This is a genomic window from Microlunatus sp. YIM B11417, assembly GCF_059617205.1.
In genome coordinates, this window is sequence record NZ_JCAMPJ010000005.1 from 389,982 (window position 1) to 405,815 (window position 15,834).

Annotated in this window: 16 protein-coding genes; 10 read left to right on the forward strand and 6 right to left on the reverse strand. The window is 69.1% G+C overall.

Translation table 11 applies throughout. The features are described 5' to 3' along the window. Positions 1-25: 25 nt before the first annotated feature. Positions 26-1,036 carry an endonuclease domain-containing protein gene (locus AC6CCG_RS24240; RefSeq protein WP_496657300.1) on the reverse strand — a complete coding sequence of 337 codons (1,011 nt, stop codon included), beginning with the start codon at positions 1,034-1,036 and terminating at the stop codon, positions 26-28. A 71-nt stretch (positions 1,037-1,107) separates the two neighbouring features. Here AC6CCG_RS24240 and AC6CCG_RS24245 point away from each other — a divergent pair, with 71 nt between their 5' ends. Together AC6CCG_RS24245 and AC6CCG_RS24250 are read left to right on the forward strand one after the other, a co-directional pair. Next, positions 1,108-1,932, forward strand: a complete 825-nt coding sequence (locus AC6CCG_RS24245; protein ID WP_496657301.1) for a Bax inhibitor-1/YccA family protein — start codon at positions 1,108-1,110, stop codon at positions 1,930-1,932. 90 nt (positions 1,933-2,022) lie between these two features. Then, the gene (locus AC6CCG_RS24250) at positions 2,023-3,408 is read left to right on the forward strand and encodes a cystathionine beta-synthase (protein ID WP_496657302.1); all 1,386 of its coding nucleotides are present in this window, start codon (positions 2,023-2,025) and stop codon (positions 3,406-3,408) included. An 11-nt stretch (positions 3,409-3,419) separates the two neighbouring features. Here the strand turns inward: AC6CCG_RS24250 and AC6CCG_RS24255 are convergent, their stop codons facing one another. Next, entirely contained in the window at positions 3,420-3,995 is a 576-nt protein-coding gene (locus AC6CCG_RS24255; protein ID WP_496657303.1) for a DinB family protein, read from the reverse strand. Positions 3,996-4,064: 69 nt separating this feature from the next. Between AC6CCG_RS24255 and AC6CCG_RS24260 the strand changes: the two genes are divergently transcribed. Both AC6CCG_RS24260 and AC6CCG_RS24265 read left to right on the forward strand, forming a co-directional pair. Continuing rightward, positions 4,065-5,606, forward strand: coding sequence for a glycoside hydrolase family 30 protein (locus tag AC6CCG_RS24260; protein ID WP_496657304.1), 1,542 nt, complete (start codon positions 4,065-4,067; stop codon positions 5,604-5,606). Positions 5,607-5,628: 22 nt separating this feature from the next. After that, positions 5,629-6,639 (forward strand): LacI family DNA-binding transcriptional regulator, encoded by a 1,011-nt coding sequence (locus AC6CCG_RS24265; RefSeq protein ID WP_496657305.1) that lies wholly within the window; start codon positions 5,629-5,631, stop codon positions 6,637-6,639. Positions 6,640-6,664: 25 nt separating this feature from the next. On the opposite strand, the gene AC6CCG_RS24270 is transcribed toward AC6CCG_RS24265, so the two are convergent. Next, positions 6,665-7,363 (reverse strand): NUDIX hydrolase, encoded by a 699-nt coding sequence (locus AC6CCG_RS24270; RefSeq protein WP_496657306.1) that lies wholly within the window; start codon positions 7,361-7,363, stop codon positions 6,665-6,667. A gap of 66 nt (positions 7,364-7,429) precedes the next feature. On the opposite strand from AC6CCG_RS24270, the gene AC6CCG_RS24275 reads away from it, so the two are divergent. Then, on the forward strand, positions 7,430-7,789 hold the full coding sequence (locus tag AC6CCG_RS24275; RefSeq protein ID WP_496657307.1) for a hypothetical protein: 360 nt from the start codon (positions 7,430-7,432) through the stop codon (positions 7,787-7,789). After that, entirely contained in the window at positions 7,786-8,208 is a 423-nt protein-coding gene (locus AC6CCG_RS24280; protein ID WP_496657309.1) for a hypothetical protein, read from the forward strand. The genes AC6CCG_RS24275 and AC6CCG_RS24280 overlap by 4 nt, the downstream gene beginning before the upstream one ends. A 12-nt stretch (positions 8,209-8,220) precedes the next feature. Here AC6CCG_RS24280 and AC6CCG_RS24285 read toward each other — a convergent pair whose 3' ends face one another. Both AC6CCG_RS24285 and AC6CCG_RS24290 read right to left on the reverse strand, forming a co-directional pair. Then, the gene (locus tag AC6CCG_RS24285) at positions 8,221-8,856 is read right to left on the reverse strand and encodes an FMN reductase (protein ID WP_496657310.1); all 636 of its coding nucleotides are present in this window, start codon (positions 8,854-8,856) and stop codon (positions 8,221-8,223) included. Beyond that, the gene (locus AC6CCG_RS24290; RefSeq protein ID WP_496657440.1) at positions 8,853-9,980 is read right to left on the reverse strand and encodes an LLM class flavin-dependent oxidoreductase; all 1,128 of its coding nucleotides are present in this window, start codon (positions 9,978-9,980) and stop codon (positions 8,853-8,855) included. The genes AC6CCG_RS24285 and AC6CCG_RS24290 overlap by 4 nt, the downstream gene beginning before the upstream one ends. 983 nt (positions 9,981-10,963) lie before the next feature. Between AC6CCG_RS24290 and AC6CCG_RS24295 the strand changes: the two genes are divergently transcribed. Continuing rightward, positions 10,964-11,452: an NUDIX domain-containing protein gene (locus AC6CCG_RS24295; RefSeq protein ID WP_496657311.1), complete on the forward strand. Its 489-nt coding sequence runs from the start codon at positions 10,964-10,966 to the stop codon at positions 11,450-11,452. Positions 11,453-11,489: 37 nt separating this feature from the next. On the opposite strand, the gene AC6CCG_RS24300 is transcribed toward AC6CCG_RS24295, so the two are convergent. After that, positions 11,490-12,275 (reverse strand): DeoR/GlpR family DNA-binding transcription regulator, encoded by a 786-nt coding sequence (locus AC6CCG_RS24300; RefSeq protein WP_496657312.1) that lies wholly within the window; start codon positions 12,273-12,275, stop codon positions 11,490-11,492. 250 nt (positions 12,276-12,525) lie between these two features. Here AC6CCG_RS24300 and AC6CCG_RS24305 point away from each other — a divergent pair, with 250 nt between their 5' ends. From AC6CCG_RS24305 to AC6CCG_RS24315, 3 genes are all read left to right on the forward strand, one after another. Beyond that, the gene (locus tag AC6CCG_RS24305) at positions 12,526-13,473 is read left to right on the forward strand and encodes a carbohydrate ABC transporter permease (RefSeq protein ID WP_496657313.1); all 948 of its coding nucleotides are present in this window, start codon (positions 12,526-12,528) and stop codon (positions 13,471-13,473) included. Continuing rightward, entirely contained in the window at positions 13,473-14,381 is a 909-nt protein-coding gene (locus AC6CCG_RS24310) for a carbohydrate ABC transporter permease (RefSeq protein ID WP_496657314.1), read from the forward strand. Before AC6CCG_RS24305 ends, AC6CCG_RS24310 begins: the two co-directional genes overlap by 1 nt. Positions 14,382-14,479: 98 nt before the next feature. Beyond that, positions 14,480-15,820: an ABC transporter substrate-binding protein gene (locus AC6CCG_RS24315; protein WP_496657315.1), complete on the forward strand. Its 1,341-nt coding sequence runs from the start codon at positions 14,480-14,482 to the stop codon at positions 15,818-15,820. Positions 15,821-15,834 lie beyond the last annotated feature (14 nt).

Here is a 15,834-nt window from a genome sequence, read left to right on the forward strand (position 1 = left end):
GGCGGGCCTGTTTTCGAAGCTATCGTCAAATCTGCGACATCGCGCGCCGGACCGTGGCCAGGACCCACCTCGGATCATCGTTCAGTTGGTTCCAGGTCAGGTGGATGATTCGCCAACCATGGGCCGTGAGGTCGCTCCATTTGCGCCGGTCCCGTTCGAACTGCTCGCGGTCGGAGTGGTAGGCGTAGCCATCGATCTCGACCGCCAGTTTCAGACGTCGCCAGCCGATGTCGACGTAGTAGAGGGTCGGACCGCAATGGACCGGAAGGTTGGACCGCCAACCTGAGATCCCGCCGGACCGGAACACCGCGTGACCGAGTCGCTCGGCGGCCGACCACGGCTCGTCCCGTGAATCGTGCAGGAGTCGCCGGCGTGCGACATTGCCCGCGCGGTTCGGGGTGAGACCGAGGGCTCGATGGAGATCCTCGAGGGTCGCCGCTCGCGTCAGCAGGACCCGGTCGATCCCGTCGGCGCCGAGGTCGAGGGCCGTGAGCGCAGGCACGGTGATGGTCAGATCCTGGAACGGGACCGGCGCGGCTCGTCGCAGATCGGACGGGATGTGCTCCCGATGCAGGACCATGCCGCGGATCGCGCGACGCCGGAGCGGTCCGGACAGGGTGATCGTTCCGACCGCGACGTCAGGCCAGAAACTCAGCCGCGCCGCCCCAGCCCCGGTGATCACACCGCCCGGTGCCCACCGTGCGGCGGCGGCGAGCCGGAGGTCGAGGTCGTCCCGTCTGGCGGCGGGCAGGAAGATTCCCGGCGCGACCGAGTGCAGTACTCCCTGCGCCGCCAAGCGCTGCAGCCGCCGAGCCAGCGCCCGGTCGCCATCCGCCGTCAACACACCGCCGCGATCGCGGATCATCGTCTCCAAGGTCTCCACGGCCGGGACTCTGGGCCGCCTCCAGACCCTTCGTTCAGCCGTGCGAAAATCTGTGGACGACACACGCTTGTAACCCGCGGCTGTGGACAACGTGCCGGGCTTGGGCCAAGGATGGTTCTTAGCCGATTCCCAGGGCGGAACAATCGGGCCCACAGGCGGTGTTGCATAGACTGAGGACTCGTTCAGACCGGCACAGTCGGTGCCGGATACAGGAGGAACCCAGGATGTTGCGTAGTTCGAACCCGATCCTGTCTCGGCAGGACGCGTTCACCCCGGGGAGTCAACAGGGCTACGGACAACCGGGCTACGGCTCGGAACCGCAGGGATACTTCGGCGGCGCGCAGCCGCCCACCACCACCGAAGGGCGGATGACGTTCGACGACGTCATCACCAAGTCCGTCATCACCATCGGCCTGGTCATCGCCTCGGCCGCGGTCATGATGTACGGCCTGTTCTCCGGTGTCATCCCGGAGACCATGCTGTTCCCGGCCATGATCGTTTCCGGCCTGGTCGGCTTCGTCACCGTGCTGCTGGTCTCGTTCCGCCGCAAGGTCTCGCCCCCGCTGGTGCTCGCGTACTCCGTGATCGAAGGTGTCTTCGTCGGTGCCCTGAGCTACTGGTTCGAGTGGCTCTACCCCGGCATCGTCGTTCAGGCGGTGCTCGGCACGTTCGCTGCCGCGGGCGTCACCCTGGCGGCGTACAAGATCTTCAACATCCGGGTCACCCCGAAGTTCCAGAAGATCGTCGTCCTGGCCACGATCGGCTTCGCCGTGGCGCTGGGCCTGAACTTCGTGCTCTCCCTGTTCGGCATCAACCTCGGTCTCCGTGACGGCGGCACCGGCCCGGTCAGCCTGCTGGCCGTCGGCGTTTCGCTGCTCGGCGCGGTGCTCGCGGTGCTGAACCTGGTGCTCGATTTCGATCACATCGAACGCGGTGTGGCGATGGGCGCGCCGGCCAGCGAGTCGTGGCGTGGTGCGTTCGGCCTGACCGTTACCATGGTCTGGCTCTACATCGAGATCCTGCGCCTGCTGTCCTATCTGCGACGGTAGTCTCCGCGCAGCGCTCGACCCCCCTACTTGAGGGCCGTTACTCCGACGGGAGTGGCGGCCCTCGCCAACTTTCCGGATAGATTGCGCTCCGTGGAGTACGTGAGCTCGCTGATCGACCTGGTCGGCAACACCCCGCTGCTGAAGCTGTCCACGGTGACCGAGGGGCTGCGGCCGCTGGTTCTGGCCAAGGTGGAATACCTCAATCCGGGCGGCTCGGTGAAGGACCGGATCGCCGTGAAGATGATCGAGGCGGCCGAGCGTGAGGGCAAGCTGAAGCCGGGCGGCACGATCGTCGAGCCGACCAGCGGCAACACCGGCGTCGGCCTGGCCATCGTCGCCCAGTCGAAGGGCTACCGCTGTGTCTTCGTCTGCCCGGACAAGGTGAGCGAGGACAAGCGGAACGTGCTCGCCGCGTACGGGGCGGAGGTCGTCGTCTGCCCGACCGCGGTCGAGCCGGACCACCCCGACTCGTACTACTCGGTGTCGGACCGGCTGGTGCGCGAGATCCCGGGCGCCTGGAAGCCGGACCAGTACAGCAATCCCAACAACCCGGCCAGCCACTACGAGAGCACCGGCCCGGAGCTGTGGCGGCAGACCGAGGGCAGGATCACCCACTTCGTCGCGGGCATCGGCACCGGCGGGACGATCAGCGGCACCGGCCGCTACCTCAAGGAGGTCTCCGGCGGCCGGGTCCAGGTGATCGGCGCCGACCCGGCCGGTTCGGTCTACTCCGGCGGCAGCGGCCGGCCGTACCTGGTCGAGGGCGTGGGCGAGGACTTCTGGCCGGCCAACTACGACCGCGAGATCTGCGACCGGGTGATCGAGGTCTCGGACGGCGACTCGTTCCAGCTGACCCGGCGGCTGGCCCGCGAGGAGGCGCTGCTGGTCGGCGGTTCCTCCGGCATGGCGGCGGCCGCCGCGCTGCGACTGGCCGCCGATCTGGACGACCCGGACGCGGTGATCGTCGTGCTGCTGCCGGACTCGGGCCGCGGCTACCTCACCAAGGTGTTCAGCGACGAATGGCTGACCAGGTACGGGTTCGCGCCGCGGCCCGAGACCGGCCGGGTGGTCGGCGACGTCCTGCGGGAGAAGACCGGCGCGCTGCCGTCGCTGGTGCACACGCACCCGGGCGAGACGATCGCCGAGGCCGTGGCCATCCTGCGGGAGTACAGCGTGTCGCAGATGCCGGTGGTCCGGGCCGAGCCGCCGGTGATGGCGGCCGAGGTGGTCGGCTCGGTGAGCGAGCGTGGCCTGCTGGAGCAGCTGTTCACCCACAAGGCCGGGCCGGCCGACTCCGTCGAGTCCGTCCTGGAGCCGGCGCTGCCGGCGCTCGGTGCCTCCGAGCCGGTCGCCGCGGCGGTCGAGCTGCTGGTCGACCACGACGCACTGCTGGTGCTGGACGACGGCAAGCCCGTCGGCGTGCTGACCCGGCAGGACCTGCTCGGCGACGTCGGCCCGGTGTCGCTGCAGCACTAGGAGGGTCGGGACTACTGGCCGACGCGCCCGTCGATCCGTTCCCGGATCAGGTCGGCGTGGCCCATGTGGCGGCAGTACTCCTCGATCAGGTGGACCAGCACGTCCCGCAGGTTGTTCTCGCCGTCCGGGCCGTTCATGCCCAGATCAGTCGCGGCGGCCACGAACTCCTCGCCGTACGTCACCTCTGCGCGCCAGTTCTGCCAGGCCTCCTCGACCACGGCCGGGTCGGCCACGGCGCCGTCGATGTCCCAGTCGCTCTCGCCCTCCCGCTGATAGAGCTTCGGTACGTCCTCGCCGGCCATCGCCTTCCGGAACCAGTAGCGCTCGACCTCGGTGAGGTGACGGACCAGGCCGAGCAGTGAGAGGTTGGACGGCGGCACCGACCGGCGGGCCAGCTGCTCGGCGTCCAGGCCGGAGCACTTCATCTCGAGCGTGAGCCGGTAGTTGCGCAGGTAGCCGGTCAGGACCGCCCGCTCGCCGACCAACGTGCTGTCGTCCCGGGGGTCCTCCTCCGGACTGACCCACATGTCCCACCAGCCGAAGGATCGTTCGGGCAACTCCTGCGCTTCCTGCGTCGACTCCGTCATGGCCAAAGTCTTCGGTGTGACCGGGGCGGCCGCAACCTGGTTTCGGCTGCGCTTTGCTTTAATCACCCAATGGCGACGGTGTGGTTGGACCCCTCGGAGCCGAGTGAGCCGTTCCAGGGCTGGGGTACGGCGCTGGCCTGGTTCGGGCATGCCACCGGCGGCTGGCCCGAGCCGATCCGCGGCGAACTCGCGGACGCGGTGTTCGGCCGGGACGGGCTCGGCTTCACGATCGCGCGGTACAACATCGGGGGCGGCGACAGCCCCGAGACCGAACCGTACCTGCGCGCCGGCGCGGATGTTCCCGGCTGGTGGCGCCGCCCGGCCGAGATCGGCCCGGTCCCGGAGGCGCCCTGGCCGCGGACCCACGCGCCGCACCAAGGCCTGGCGGCCCCCGCGGCGGACGGTCGGCCGGGACCCGACCAGCGCGACTGGTGGGATCCGGATGATCATGATCACTGGGCCGCGGACCCGGATCCGAACCAGCGCTGGTGGCTCCGCGCGGCCCGTGATCGCGGCGCCGACGTCTTCGAGGCGTTCTCCAACTCGCCGCCGTACTTCATGACGGCCAGCGGGTACGTCTCCGGGCACCAGGACGCCGGCCACGACAACCTGCGACCGGACCAGTACCGCGCCTTCGCCCGCTACCTGGTCGGGGTGACCCGGCGGCTGATCGAGACCGACGGCATCCCGATCCGGACGCTGTCGCCGGTGAACGAGCCGAACACGCCGTACTGGCACGCGTTCAACCGCCAGGAGGGCTGTCACTGGAACGTCCGGGCCCAGTCCAAGATCATCACCGTACTGGCCGAGGAACTGCGCGCAGCCGGGCTGGACCAGGTGATCATCGCCGGTCCGGACGACACCGACCCGGCTCATGTCGTCGAGGACTGGGAGGGCTGGACGGAGGAGGCGAGGGCCGCGGTCGGCCAGCTCAATGTGCACAGTTATGCGGTCGCGCGGAGGCCCGAGGTGCGCCGGATCGCCGTACAGGCAGGAAAACCGCTCTGGATGTCCGAAGTCGATCTTGGTCCCGGCGGGCTGCCGCTGGACTTCGACGACATCCGTCCCGGACTGGCGCTGGCCCGGCAGATCATCGGCGACCTGACCGAGTTGCGGCCGCGCGCCTGGGTGTTCTGGCAGGCGATCGAAGATCACCGGAACATGATCATCGAAGATCAGAACTGGGGCCTGATCCAGGTCGACTTCGCGAGCACCGACCCGGCGCGGGAACCGATCCGACGCAACCTGAAGTACTGGGTGATGGCGCAGTTCTCCCGGTTCATCCGGCCGGGCGCCCAGTTGATCACGACCCGGACCGAGACCGGCGGGATGGACACGGTGGCTGCGCTCGGGCCGGAGCCGGACCGGCTGGTCGTCGTCCACGTCAACGGGCACGCCGATCCGGCGCTGCTCCGGCTCGATCTGTCCGGCTTCCCGCGGCCGGCGTCCGGCGCCGCGATCCGCTGCTGGAGTACGGCGCCCGGCCGGCACCTGGTCGAGCACGCCCCACTGCCGGTCACCGGAGCGGTCGCCGAACTACCGGTCGACGGCTGGTCGGTGACCACGCTCCAACTCGACGGCCTCAGCGACTATCCGCTGAATCGCCGATGAGCCACGGTGCGGAGCGGTGCCGATGAGCTCACGGCGGCCGTCGCTGGCCGATGTGGCGCGGCGGGCCGCGGTGTCCACCCAGACCGTCTCCCGGGTGGCCAACGGCCGGACCAACGTCGACGCCACCACCCGGGAGCGCGTCCAGCAAGCCATGGCCGAGCTGGGCTACCGGCCGAACCGGGCCGCCCGGGCGCTCAAGGCGGGCCGGTTCCACGCGATCGGTGTGATCACGTCGTACCTGACCAGCTTCGGGATGATGCGCACCCTGGACGAGATCGTCCTGGCCGCCTCGGCAGCCCGGTACTCGGTCACCCTGCTCCCGATCACGGCCACCCGCGGCGGTGTGTCGGGCGCCATCGACCGGCTCAGCGAGCAGGCGGTCGACGGCATCGTCGTCACCGTCGAGCCGCACCTGCTGGAGGGTGCCGAGGTGACGCTGCCGGCTGACGTACCGATCGTCGTCGTCAACACCGGCGCCGGCATCGACCTCGACGTGGTCGACTCCGATCAGGAGGGCGGGGCCCGGCTCGCGACCCGGCATCTGCTCGAACTCGGCCACCCCACGGTCTGGCACCTGGGCGGCCCCGAGGAGTCGGCACCAGCCGCGGCCCGGGCGCGCGGCTGGGCGGCAACGCTGCGCGAGGCAGGACTGGAACCGCCGCCGGTGCTGGTCGGCGACTGGACGGCCCGGTCCGGCCACCGGCACGGGCTCGCCCTCGCCGGGCGGGACGACGTGACGGCGGTGTTCGCCGCCAACGACCAGTTGGCGCTCGGGCTGATCCAGGCCCTGCACGAGGCCGGCCGCACCGTGCCGGACGAGGTCAGCGTCGTCGGCTTCGACGACATGCCGGAGTCGGCCTACTTCTGGCCGCCGCTGACCACCGTGCGCCAGGACTTCACCGAGATCGGCCGCAACGCCATCGCCCTGCTGTTGCAGCAGTTGGAGGATCCGGGCCGGCCCGGGCGTGTCGATCAGGTCATCCCGACGCGGCTGATCGAGCGGCAGAGCACGGCCCCGCCGCCGCGTCCCTGATCGGACGTGGGTGCGTCGACACGACTCAGGTGGTGGTGACGCCGAGGATCGCCGGGATCAGCTTGTCCCAGCCGCGCCGCCAGGGCAGTTTCGCGCAGTCGTCGAGCGGGATCCAGCGTGCGTCGGAGGTGGTGCCGTCGACGTCGTGGACGACCGGCTCGCCCGGATCGAGACAGCGCGCCCGGAACACCAGCCGGATCGCATGGAAGTCCTCCAGCCGGCCGTGCGGCGACCGGCCGATCCACTGGGAGCTGTGCACGATGATCATCTCGTCCACCTCGACCCGCTGGCCGGTCTCCTCGAACGCCTCCCGGACCACGGCCTCGGCCGGCTGCTCGTCGTCCTTGATGCCGCCGCCGGGCAGGCCCCAGTCGCCGGCGGAGTTGGTGCGGTGCGAGTACTCGGTCACCAGCAGGCCCCGGTCGGAGGTGATCAGGCCGTAGCCGGCGACGCGCTGCCGGGCCACCGGGTGTTCGCCGTTGCGGGCCAGCTCCGCGAGATCGAGTTCGGGGTCGATCGGCGGCGGGCCGTTCGGCGCGGGTTCGGCCACGGGGGAGCGGGTGACACTGAGGTCGAGTTCGAGCTGTCCGTCGCCGGCCCGCCGGGCGTCCAGCGGTCCGACGGTCGTGTAGCCGTGGGTCAGCCCTGCGGTGAGCGGATCGGCGCCGTGGCCGAGAAGGGTACGGAAGGCGAGCGCGCCGCCGTCGTACCCGAGGATCCGCATGGACCATGAGCCTACCTGGGAAAGCCGGCGGGGTAGCCTGCTGCCGCGAGAGAGGAGACGCCGCGCATGATCCCCGTGCTGGTCGGCATCGTGATCGGACTGGGCCTGCTGTGCACGGTCTGGGGCGTCACGACGCTGGCGCTGAACAAGCCGGTCGGCCGCGCCCAGCTGATTGCCGGCGCCGTGCTCGAGGTCGCCGCGCTGACCCAGACCGTGATCGCGATCGTGCTGCTCGCGCAGGGTCACCAGCCGGTCGAGTTCGGCACCACGGTCGGCTATCTGATCGTCATCGCCCTGATCGTCCCGATCGCCGCCGTCTGGGCCCTGAACGACCGCAGCCGCTATGCGGGCGGGGTGCTGGCGGTCGCCGCGTTCGCCGTCCTGGCCATGACCCTGCGGTTGCTCGACCTGTGGGGTCCCGCTTGACCGAGCCGCAGTCGGGCAGCACCCGGAAGGGCCCGGGCCTGATCCTGGTCGCCGTGTACGGCCTGTTCGCCCTGTCGGCGGGCGCCCGGGCCGGGCTGCAGTTGGCCACCCGGTTCTCGGAGGCGCCGGTGGCGTACCTGCTGTCGGCCCTGGCGGCGCTCATCTACCTGGTCGCGACGATCACCCTCGGGCTGGGGACGCGCGGGTCGCGCCGGATCGCCTGGGTCGCGGTCGGCATCGAACTGGCCGGCGTGCTCACCGTCGGCACCCTGAGCCTGCTCGACCCGGCCGCGTTCCCGCACGCCACGGTCTGGTCCGGCTACGGGATCGGGTACGGCTTCGTACCGCTGATCCTGCCGGTGATCGGCCTGATCTGGCTGTGGCGCACCCGCCCGCGCCACAGCCCGCCCGAGTCCTGAACTCGCCGAGGATCAGCCGGCGTCGCCGCGGCCGAGCAGTTGCTCGAACGGCACCGGATCCTGGAACGGATCGTCGGCCGCCGGCAACCGGGTCCCGGTGATCAACGCGGCGAACTCGTCCGCCGCCCGGTCGATCCGCTGGGTCAGGTGCCGGTCCGAACCGGTGCCGCCGCCGCGGACCTGCCCCCAGTCGTCGGTGGCCGCGAAGACGGCGGTCGGCGCCGTCCGGGCCCGCAGATAGCTGAACAGCGGCCGGACCGCGAACTCCAGGGCGAGCGAGTGCCGGGCGGTGCCGCCGGTCGCGCCGAGCAGCACCGGCTTGCCGGTCAGCAGGTCCGGATCGACGACGTCGAAGAACGACTTGAACAGGCCCGAGTACGAGGCGCTGAAGATCGGCGTGACCGCGATCAGCGCGCTCGCCTCGGCCAGCTCGTCGAGCACCGCCTTGAGATTGGGTCCGGCGAACCCGGTCAGCAGATGATCAGTGATCTCGTGGGCGTACTCGCGCAGGTCGACCGACTCGATCCGTACGTTCCGGTCGGGCAGGGCACGCTTCGTCGCCGCACCGAGCCGGTCGGCCAGCAGCCGCGTGGACGACGGCTGGCTCAGCCCGGCCGAGATGGCCATGATCGTTTCGGTGGAGTTCATGCTCGGCTGGTCTCCGTCTCCGGGGTCGGCTCGGCTTCGGTGTTGGCCTGTTGATCATGCTCGGCCACCAGCGCGGCGTGCGTCGGGCCGTCCGGTACGTGGGACGGACGGAGCGCCGCGAACTCCTTGCGCAGCACCGGAACCACCTGCTCGCCCAGGATGTCCAGCTGCTCCAGGACGGTCTTCAGGGGGAGTCCGGCATGATCGGCGAGGAACAGCTGGCGCTGGTAGTCGCCGAAGTGCTCCCGGAACGTCAGGGTCCGCTCGATCACCTGCTGCGGGCTGCCGACGGTGAGCGGCGTCTGCGCCATGAAGTCCTCCAACGACGGGCCGTGCCCGTACACCGGGGCGTTGTCGAAGTACGGACGGAACTCGCGGACCGCGTCCTGGGAGTTCGGCCGGATGAACACCTGCCCGCCGAGCCCGACGATCGCCTGGTCCGCGGAGCCGTGGCCGTAGTGCTCGTACCGGCGGCGGTAGAGGTTGATCAACCGCTGGAAATGATCAGTCGGCCAGAAGATGTGGTTGGCGAAGAACCCGTCGCCGTAGTAGGCGGCCTGCTCCGCGATCTCCGGGCTGCGGATCGAACCGTGCCAGACGAACGGCGGCACGCCGTCGAGCGGCCGCGGGGTTGCCGTGAAGCTCTGCAGCGGGGTCCGGAACTTGCCCTCCCAGTCGACCACGTCCTCCCGCCACAGCCGGTGCAGCAGGTGGTAGTTCTCGATCGCCAGCTCGATCCCGTTGCGGATGTCCTGGCCGAACCAGGGGTAGACCGGACCGGTGTTGCCGCGACCCATCATCAGGTCGACCCGGCCGTCGGCCAGGTGCTGCAGCATCGCGTAGTCCTCGGCGATCTTGACCGGATCGTTGGTCGTGATCAAGGTCGTCGCGGTGGACAGGATGATCTTGGACGTCCTGGCCGCGATGTAGCCGAGCATCGTGGTCGGCGACGACGGGACGAACGGGGGATTGTGGTGCTCACCGGTCGCGTAGACGTCGAGCCCGACCTCCTCGGCCTTGAGCGCGACCTGCACCATCGCCTTGATCCGTTCCGCCTCCGACGGGGTGCGGCCGTTCGTCGGATCCGTGGTGACGTCCCCGACGCTGAAGATTCCGAACTGCATCATCGTCTCCTCACGACCTTTAGTTTACCATTCAACTACCTACGTGTGGCCCAACGCCCCCAACCGTCGACCTATTCCCGGCCCGCAGCCTGTCCCCGGGTGCCTCGCATCAAGCCCGCATCCGCGACCGTTGCCGCAATCGCGACCGTTGCCTGCATCCGCGACCGTTGCAATGGTCGCGTTTGAGCCGAGCGGTCGCGGTTGCGCGGGTGGGCCGAGTTGTGGTGATCACGCCCGCCGGGTGTCGCGCGAGCCGCCCTCGGCGCGCTCGCGTGCGCGGGCCCGTGTCGTCGGTGGTGCCGGTGTGCGTGGGTCTGTGTCGGTCGGCGCGCTCGCGTGCGCGGGCCCGTGTCGTCGGTGGTGCCGGTGTGCGTGGGTCCGTGTCGTCGGTGGTGCCGGTGTGCGTGGGCCGTGTCGTCGGTGGTGCCGGTGTGCCTGGGTCCGTATCGTCGGTGTGTGCCGGTGTGTGCCGGTGTGTGCCGGTGTGCGTGGGTCGGTGTCGTCAGTGGTGCGTGGGCCCGTGTCCTGGTTGCGCCGGTGTGCGTAGGCCCGTGTCCTCGTTCCGCCTGCGTGCGCCGGCCCGCCTTCTCATGTCGCGCGGCCCTCTTCCCATGGGCCGCCCGGTTCCCGGCCGCCGTCGACGCAGCCGCGACCGTTCCCTTCGAGCGCGACTGTTGCAACGGTCGCGGTGGCGCCGTGAACAGGGATCGCTCGGGTCCGGTGATCCCTGCATCTGCGTCGGGTCGGTCCTCCTGGTAGGGCGGCCGGACTTTGTGATCTTCCTGGTGCGATCCGGTGGCGGCGGTGAGCGGTTCTCGCTCGGTGTGGCGGATGCTGTCTGACCGGAATCGAGCGCACTTCACCGAGATCGGCGTCGGCGAGCGCGGATCGGTGAAAGTGCGCTGGGTTTCGGTCACTGCGGCCGCGCCAGGCTCGAAGCTGCCAGCTCTACCGGCCGTGCCGGCGCACTAGGCTGCCCCTTCATGGCCCTGCGCACCGCCCGGCTCATGACGTCGGTCTTCCTCGTCCGCGGTGATCAGGTGCTCCTGCTCTACCGCCGGAACTCCCGCGCCATCGCGGATTCCTGGGTCGGGATCGGTGGCCATGTCGAGCCGGCCGAACTCGGCGACCCGACTACAGCCGTGCTCCGGGAGTTGCGCGAAGAGGCCGGGCTCGCCGACGCGGATGTCGTGGGTCTCGCGCTGCGGTACGTGGCCCTTCGCGACAACGGAGGTGAACTGCGCATCACCTACTACTTCGAGGCTGCACTCCGGGTCGGTGTGCCGGCGCCGATCGCATGCCCGGAGGGAGAGCTGCGCTGGTTCGACCTCGCCGGCGACCCCGGTCTCGAGATGCCTCCCACCGCGCGCGTTGCGTTCGACCACTGGCGGTCGGTGGGGCGGTTCGATGACGTGATCCGATCCGTGGTGATGACGTCGGCCGGGCCGGTCGTAGCGCCGTTGGCGCACTGAATCGTCGCGGTGTCGGGCCATCGCTCGATTCGCTACGTCACTTGTCGGGAAGGGGGACGGTGGTGATCTTGACGCCGTGGCCGGCGATCCTGGCGAGCGTGTCGGCGGGGGCTCGATCGGTGACGACGAGCTCGTCGATCATGTCCCAGCCGCAGACGCGGTGCAGGGAGGCCTCGGTGAACTTCGTGCTGTCGACGAGCAGCGCTCGGTGCCGGGCCGATCTGAGCATCTCCAGCTTGAGCGCGACGACGGACTCCTCCTGGTGGTAGAGGCCGTCGGCGTCGACGCTGGTGGTGGAGACGAAGAGCGACTCACACCGCAGCGCCCGTACGGCCTCGACGGCGCCGACGCCGAGGAAGGACTCGTGGCTCGGGTCGTACTGGCCGCCGAGGGCGGTGATGATCACGCCCGGCTCGTTGGCCAACTGGTTGATCACGGTCAGGGAGTTGGTGATCACGCGCAACTCCTCGTTCCCGGCGCCGGCCAGCATCTCGGCGATCGGCTCGACGGTCGTGGAGTCGTCCATCATGATCGTCTGGTTGGGCTGGATCCGCTCGACGACGAATCGGCTCAGGGCGAGCTTCTCCTCGACGGCGAGCCGGCGCCGGATCGCGGCGGAGATCTCGTGGCTCCTGGTCCTGGCCACGGTGACGCCGCCGTGGAACTTCCGTACCGCGCCGCGCCGCTCCAACTCGTCAAGATCACGATGGATGGTCATCACCGAGACCTCGAACTCGTCGGCCAGCTCCTTGGCCTGGGCGGTGCCGCGTACGGCGAGGCGGTCGAGGATCTCCTCGAGGCGTCGCTGCCGGTGGTTGGACATGGTGCTCCTTCGCTCGGCAACCATGATCGCGCAGATCGCAGATTCACATAACGAGCTGTGAAGAATAACAGTTTTCGAACAAGTGAACTCTAGGAGACACGGCTCGTCGGGATACCGGGTCAAGCGGGCTCGGGCGGCCCAGATCTCCCGAATTCAAGGATTCTGAGTGCTCGTTGGCCCCGACTAGTGCTGGGGGCCGGGCGCCGGAAGCCGGTTGACCATCTTCACAACCTGATGTGAAGATAGCGCCGTGACAGCCACAGCGCCGCCGCTCGGCCGGAGTCAGGGCTCGCCCGCCGAGCCGTCCCGCATCGCCTCTCGACGGCGGAGCCGGTGGCGGGGATACGGACTGTTCGCCCTGTTCGCGTTCCCGAATCTGATCTTGATCGCCGTGTTCGCGTACGTTCCCGTGCTGGGCAATGTGTATCTCAGCCTGACCAGGTGGGACATGATCTCGCCGGAGCCGACGTTCGTCTGGCTGGAGAACTACACGGACCTGTTCACCGACCCGAACTTCGGCCGGGTGATCACGATCACCGTCATCTGGGTGCTCACGATGGTGCTCGGCTGCGGCGCGATCGGGCTGGCCTTCGCGGTCCTGTTCTCGACGCGCCTGCGCGGCAGCGGAGTCGTGACCACGGTCGCGTTCGCGCCGCACGTGCTCTCCGGCGCCGCCATCGCCGCCGTCTGGCTGTTCATCTTCGACCCGAACTACGGCCTGTCCCGAGCGGCGTTCGAGCTGGTCGGCGCCACCTCGCCGGCCTGGACGACGTCGACCACCTGGGCCTTGCCGGCGCTGCTGATCGTGTCGGTCTGGAAGAGCGTCGGGTTCGTCGCGTTGATCTATCTCGCGGCGCTGCAGGGCATTCCGCACGAGGTGCGGGAGGCGGCGCTGCTGGACGGCGCCGGTCCGTGGCGCGGGTTCTGGCACGTGATCTTCCCGCTGCTGTCGCCGACCACGTTCTTCGTCACGGTGACCACGATCATCAGCGCGTTCCAGTCGTTCGACGTGATCGCGATGATGACCGGCGGCGGCCCCGGCGGTGCCACGACGACGCTGAGCTGGTTCATCTACGACCAGGGCTTTCGCAACTTCGACGCCGGCTACGCGGCCGCCGGAGGCATGGTGATGTTCCTCATCCTGCTGGTCGTCACTGCTGTCCAACTGCGGTTCGTGGAGCGAAGGGTGCACTACTGATGGCCACGGAACTGCAGACCCCGGGTCTCGCCGACCCGACCGCGCCCGCCCCCGACACCGGCGGCGCTCCCGCCGGCCGGCGTCGCCGGGTCACGCCGGGCCAAGTGATCAACTACGTGCTGCTGGTGATCGTCGGGCTGATCTTCCTGATCCCGCTCTACTGGCTGCTGACCGCCGCGCTCAAGCCGAGTGCCGAGATCTACAGCTGGCCGCTGTCGTTCTTCCCGCGCTCCCTGGAGCTGGGCAACTTCGTCCAGGCCTGGGCCTCGGCGCCCTTCGGCCGTTACCTGGTGAACTCCGCGATCATCACGCTCGGCGGCGCGGCCCTCAAGCTGGTGCTGGCCGTGCTCACCGCGTACGCCTTCGCCTACCTCCCGTTCCCCGGCAAGAAGGTGCTCTTCCTGCTGATGCTCGGCGCGCTGATGGTGCCCGGTCACGTCACCTTGTTGATCAACTTCATCACGGTCGGCCGGCTCGGTCTGGTCAACTCCTATCTCGGCATCATCCTGCCCGGCGTCGCCTCCGCGTTCGGCACGTTCCTGCTCCGCCAGCACTTCCTCTCGCTGCCCAGGGAGGTCCTCGAGGCAGCCGACCTGGACGGCGCCGGCCATCTCCGCCGCTTGATCAGCTTCGTGGTGCCGATGGCACGGCCCGCGGTGATCACGGTTGCGCTGCTGGCCCTGATCGACGAGTGGAACGGCTTCATCTGGCCGTTGATCGCCACGAATTCCGACGAGATGCGCACCCTGACGATCGGGCTGCTGTTCCTCAAGGCCAACGAGGGCGTCGACAACTGGGGCGCGATCATGGCGGGCACGATCTTCGTGGTGACGCCGATGCTGGTCCTGTTCCTGATCGCCCGGCGCTACATCGTGTCGGGCCTCGCCGGAGCGTCGATCTCCCGATGAGACTCAGTCGATCGAAGCCTCAAGAAGGCCGCATGTCCTTGCGCGGAGCGAGGCGGGGGTCCAAGGGGGTCGTCCCCCTTGCTTCAAGAAGGAGCGCCATGATCAGTCAACCGTCGTCGGTCAGCCGCCGTGGCTTCCTGGCCGGGGCCGGCGCCCTCGCCGCCGTGCCGCTGGTCGGGTGCACCCAGTTCGGCGTCGGCTACTCCCAACCCAGCGGCAGCATCCCGGGCGAGTTCGCCAACCGGCTCCGGATCGTCTTCTGGAGCGCGTTCACCGGCGACAACCTGCCGATCCTGACCGGCCTGGTCGACCGGTTCAACCGGAGCCAGACCGACATCTACGCCGAGGTGCAGACGTTCGACAGCTACGACGGGGTCGACCAGAAGCTGGCCGCCGGCCTGCAGGCCCGGCAGATCCCGGACCTGGTGGTGCTGTCCGACATCTCCTGGAACCGCTACTTCCTCAACGACACGCTGGAACCGCTGAACGACTACTTCGACGACGCCTTCGGACCGACGGCGTTCCATGATCGACTGCTGGCCGAGGGCATCGTCGACGACCAGATCTACTGGACGCCGTTCGCCCGGTCCACCCCGCTGCTGTACGTCAACCCGGAGATCCTGGCCGCCGCCGGGCTGCCGGAGCGGGCGCCGAAGACCTGGGACGAGTTCCGGGACTGGGGCAAGCAGCTGGCCGGCGTGACCTATCGCGGCGGCACGCCGCGGATGCGGGCCTTCACCGGCGGTGACGACTGGTATTTCCAGGGCCAGGTGTGGAGCTTCGGCGGCGGGATCTCGGACGGCTTCGAGATCATCCTGGACTCGCCGGAGTCGCTGGCGGCGGCCCGGTTCGACCACGACCTGATCCATGTCGACAAGTCCGGCTATCTGGCGCAGAGCCACGTGAACGACTTCACCAGCGGGATGGTGGCCTGCGTCGAGGGCTCGACCGGAACCCTGGCCAAGATCACCAAGGCGTCGCAGTTCCCGGTGCTCGCCGGGTTCCTGCCACAGCAGAAGCAGATCGGCGTGCCCTCCGGCGGCTCCGGCCTGGCGATCATGAAGTACGCCGAGCCGGAGCGGAAGCAGGCTGCCTTCGAGTTGATCAAGTTCATGGCGGCCGAGGAACAGTCCTCGGAGTGGTCGATCGGCACCGGCTACATGCCGGTGACCAAGGCCGCGATGCAGTCGGCGGCGATCTCCAAGATCGTCGCCGAGAACCCGAACTACGCCGTCGCGGTGAAGCAACTGGAGATCGCGACCGGTCCGGACATGGTCCGCAAGTACGTGCAGACGGCGATCCAGAAGATGAAGACGGCGATCCAGCGGATCTACGGCAGCCCCGAGGATCCGGACGCGATCATGAAGGGCACCGCGAACGACCTGCGACGAAGCACCGAGCGTATTCTGAAGCAGTACCCGAACAAGATCTCCCGCTGATCACGAAAGCGAGT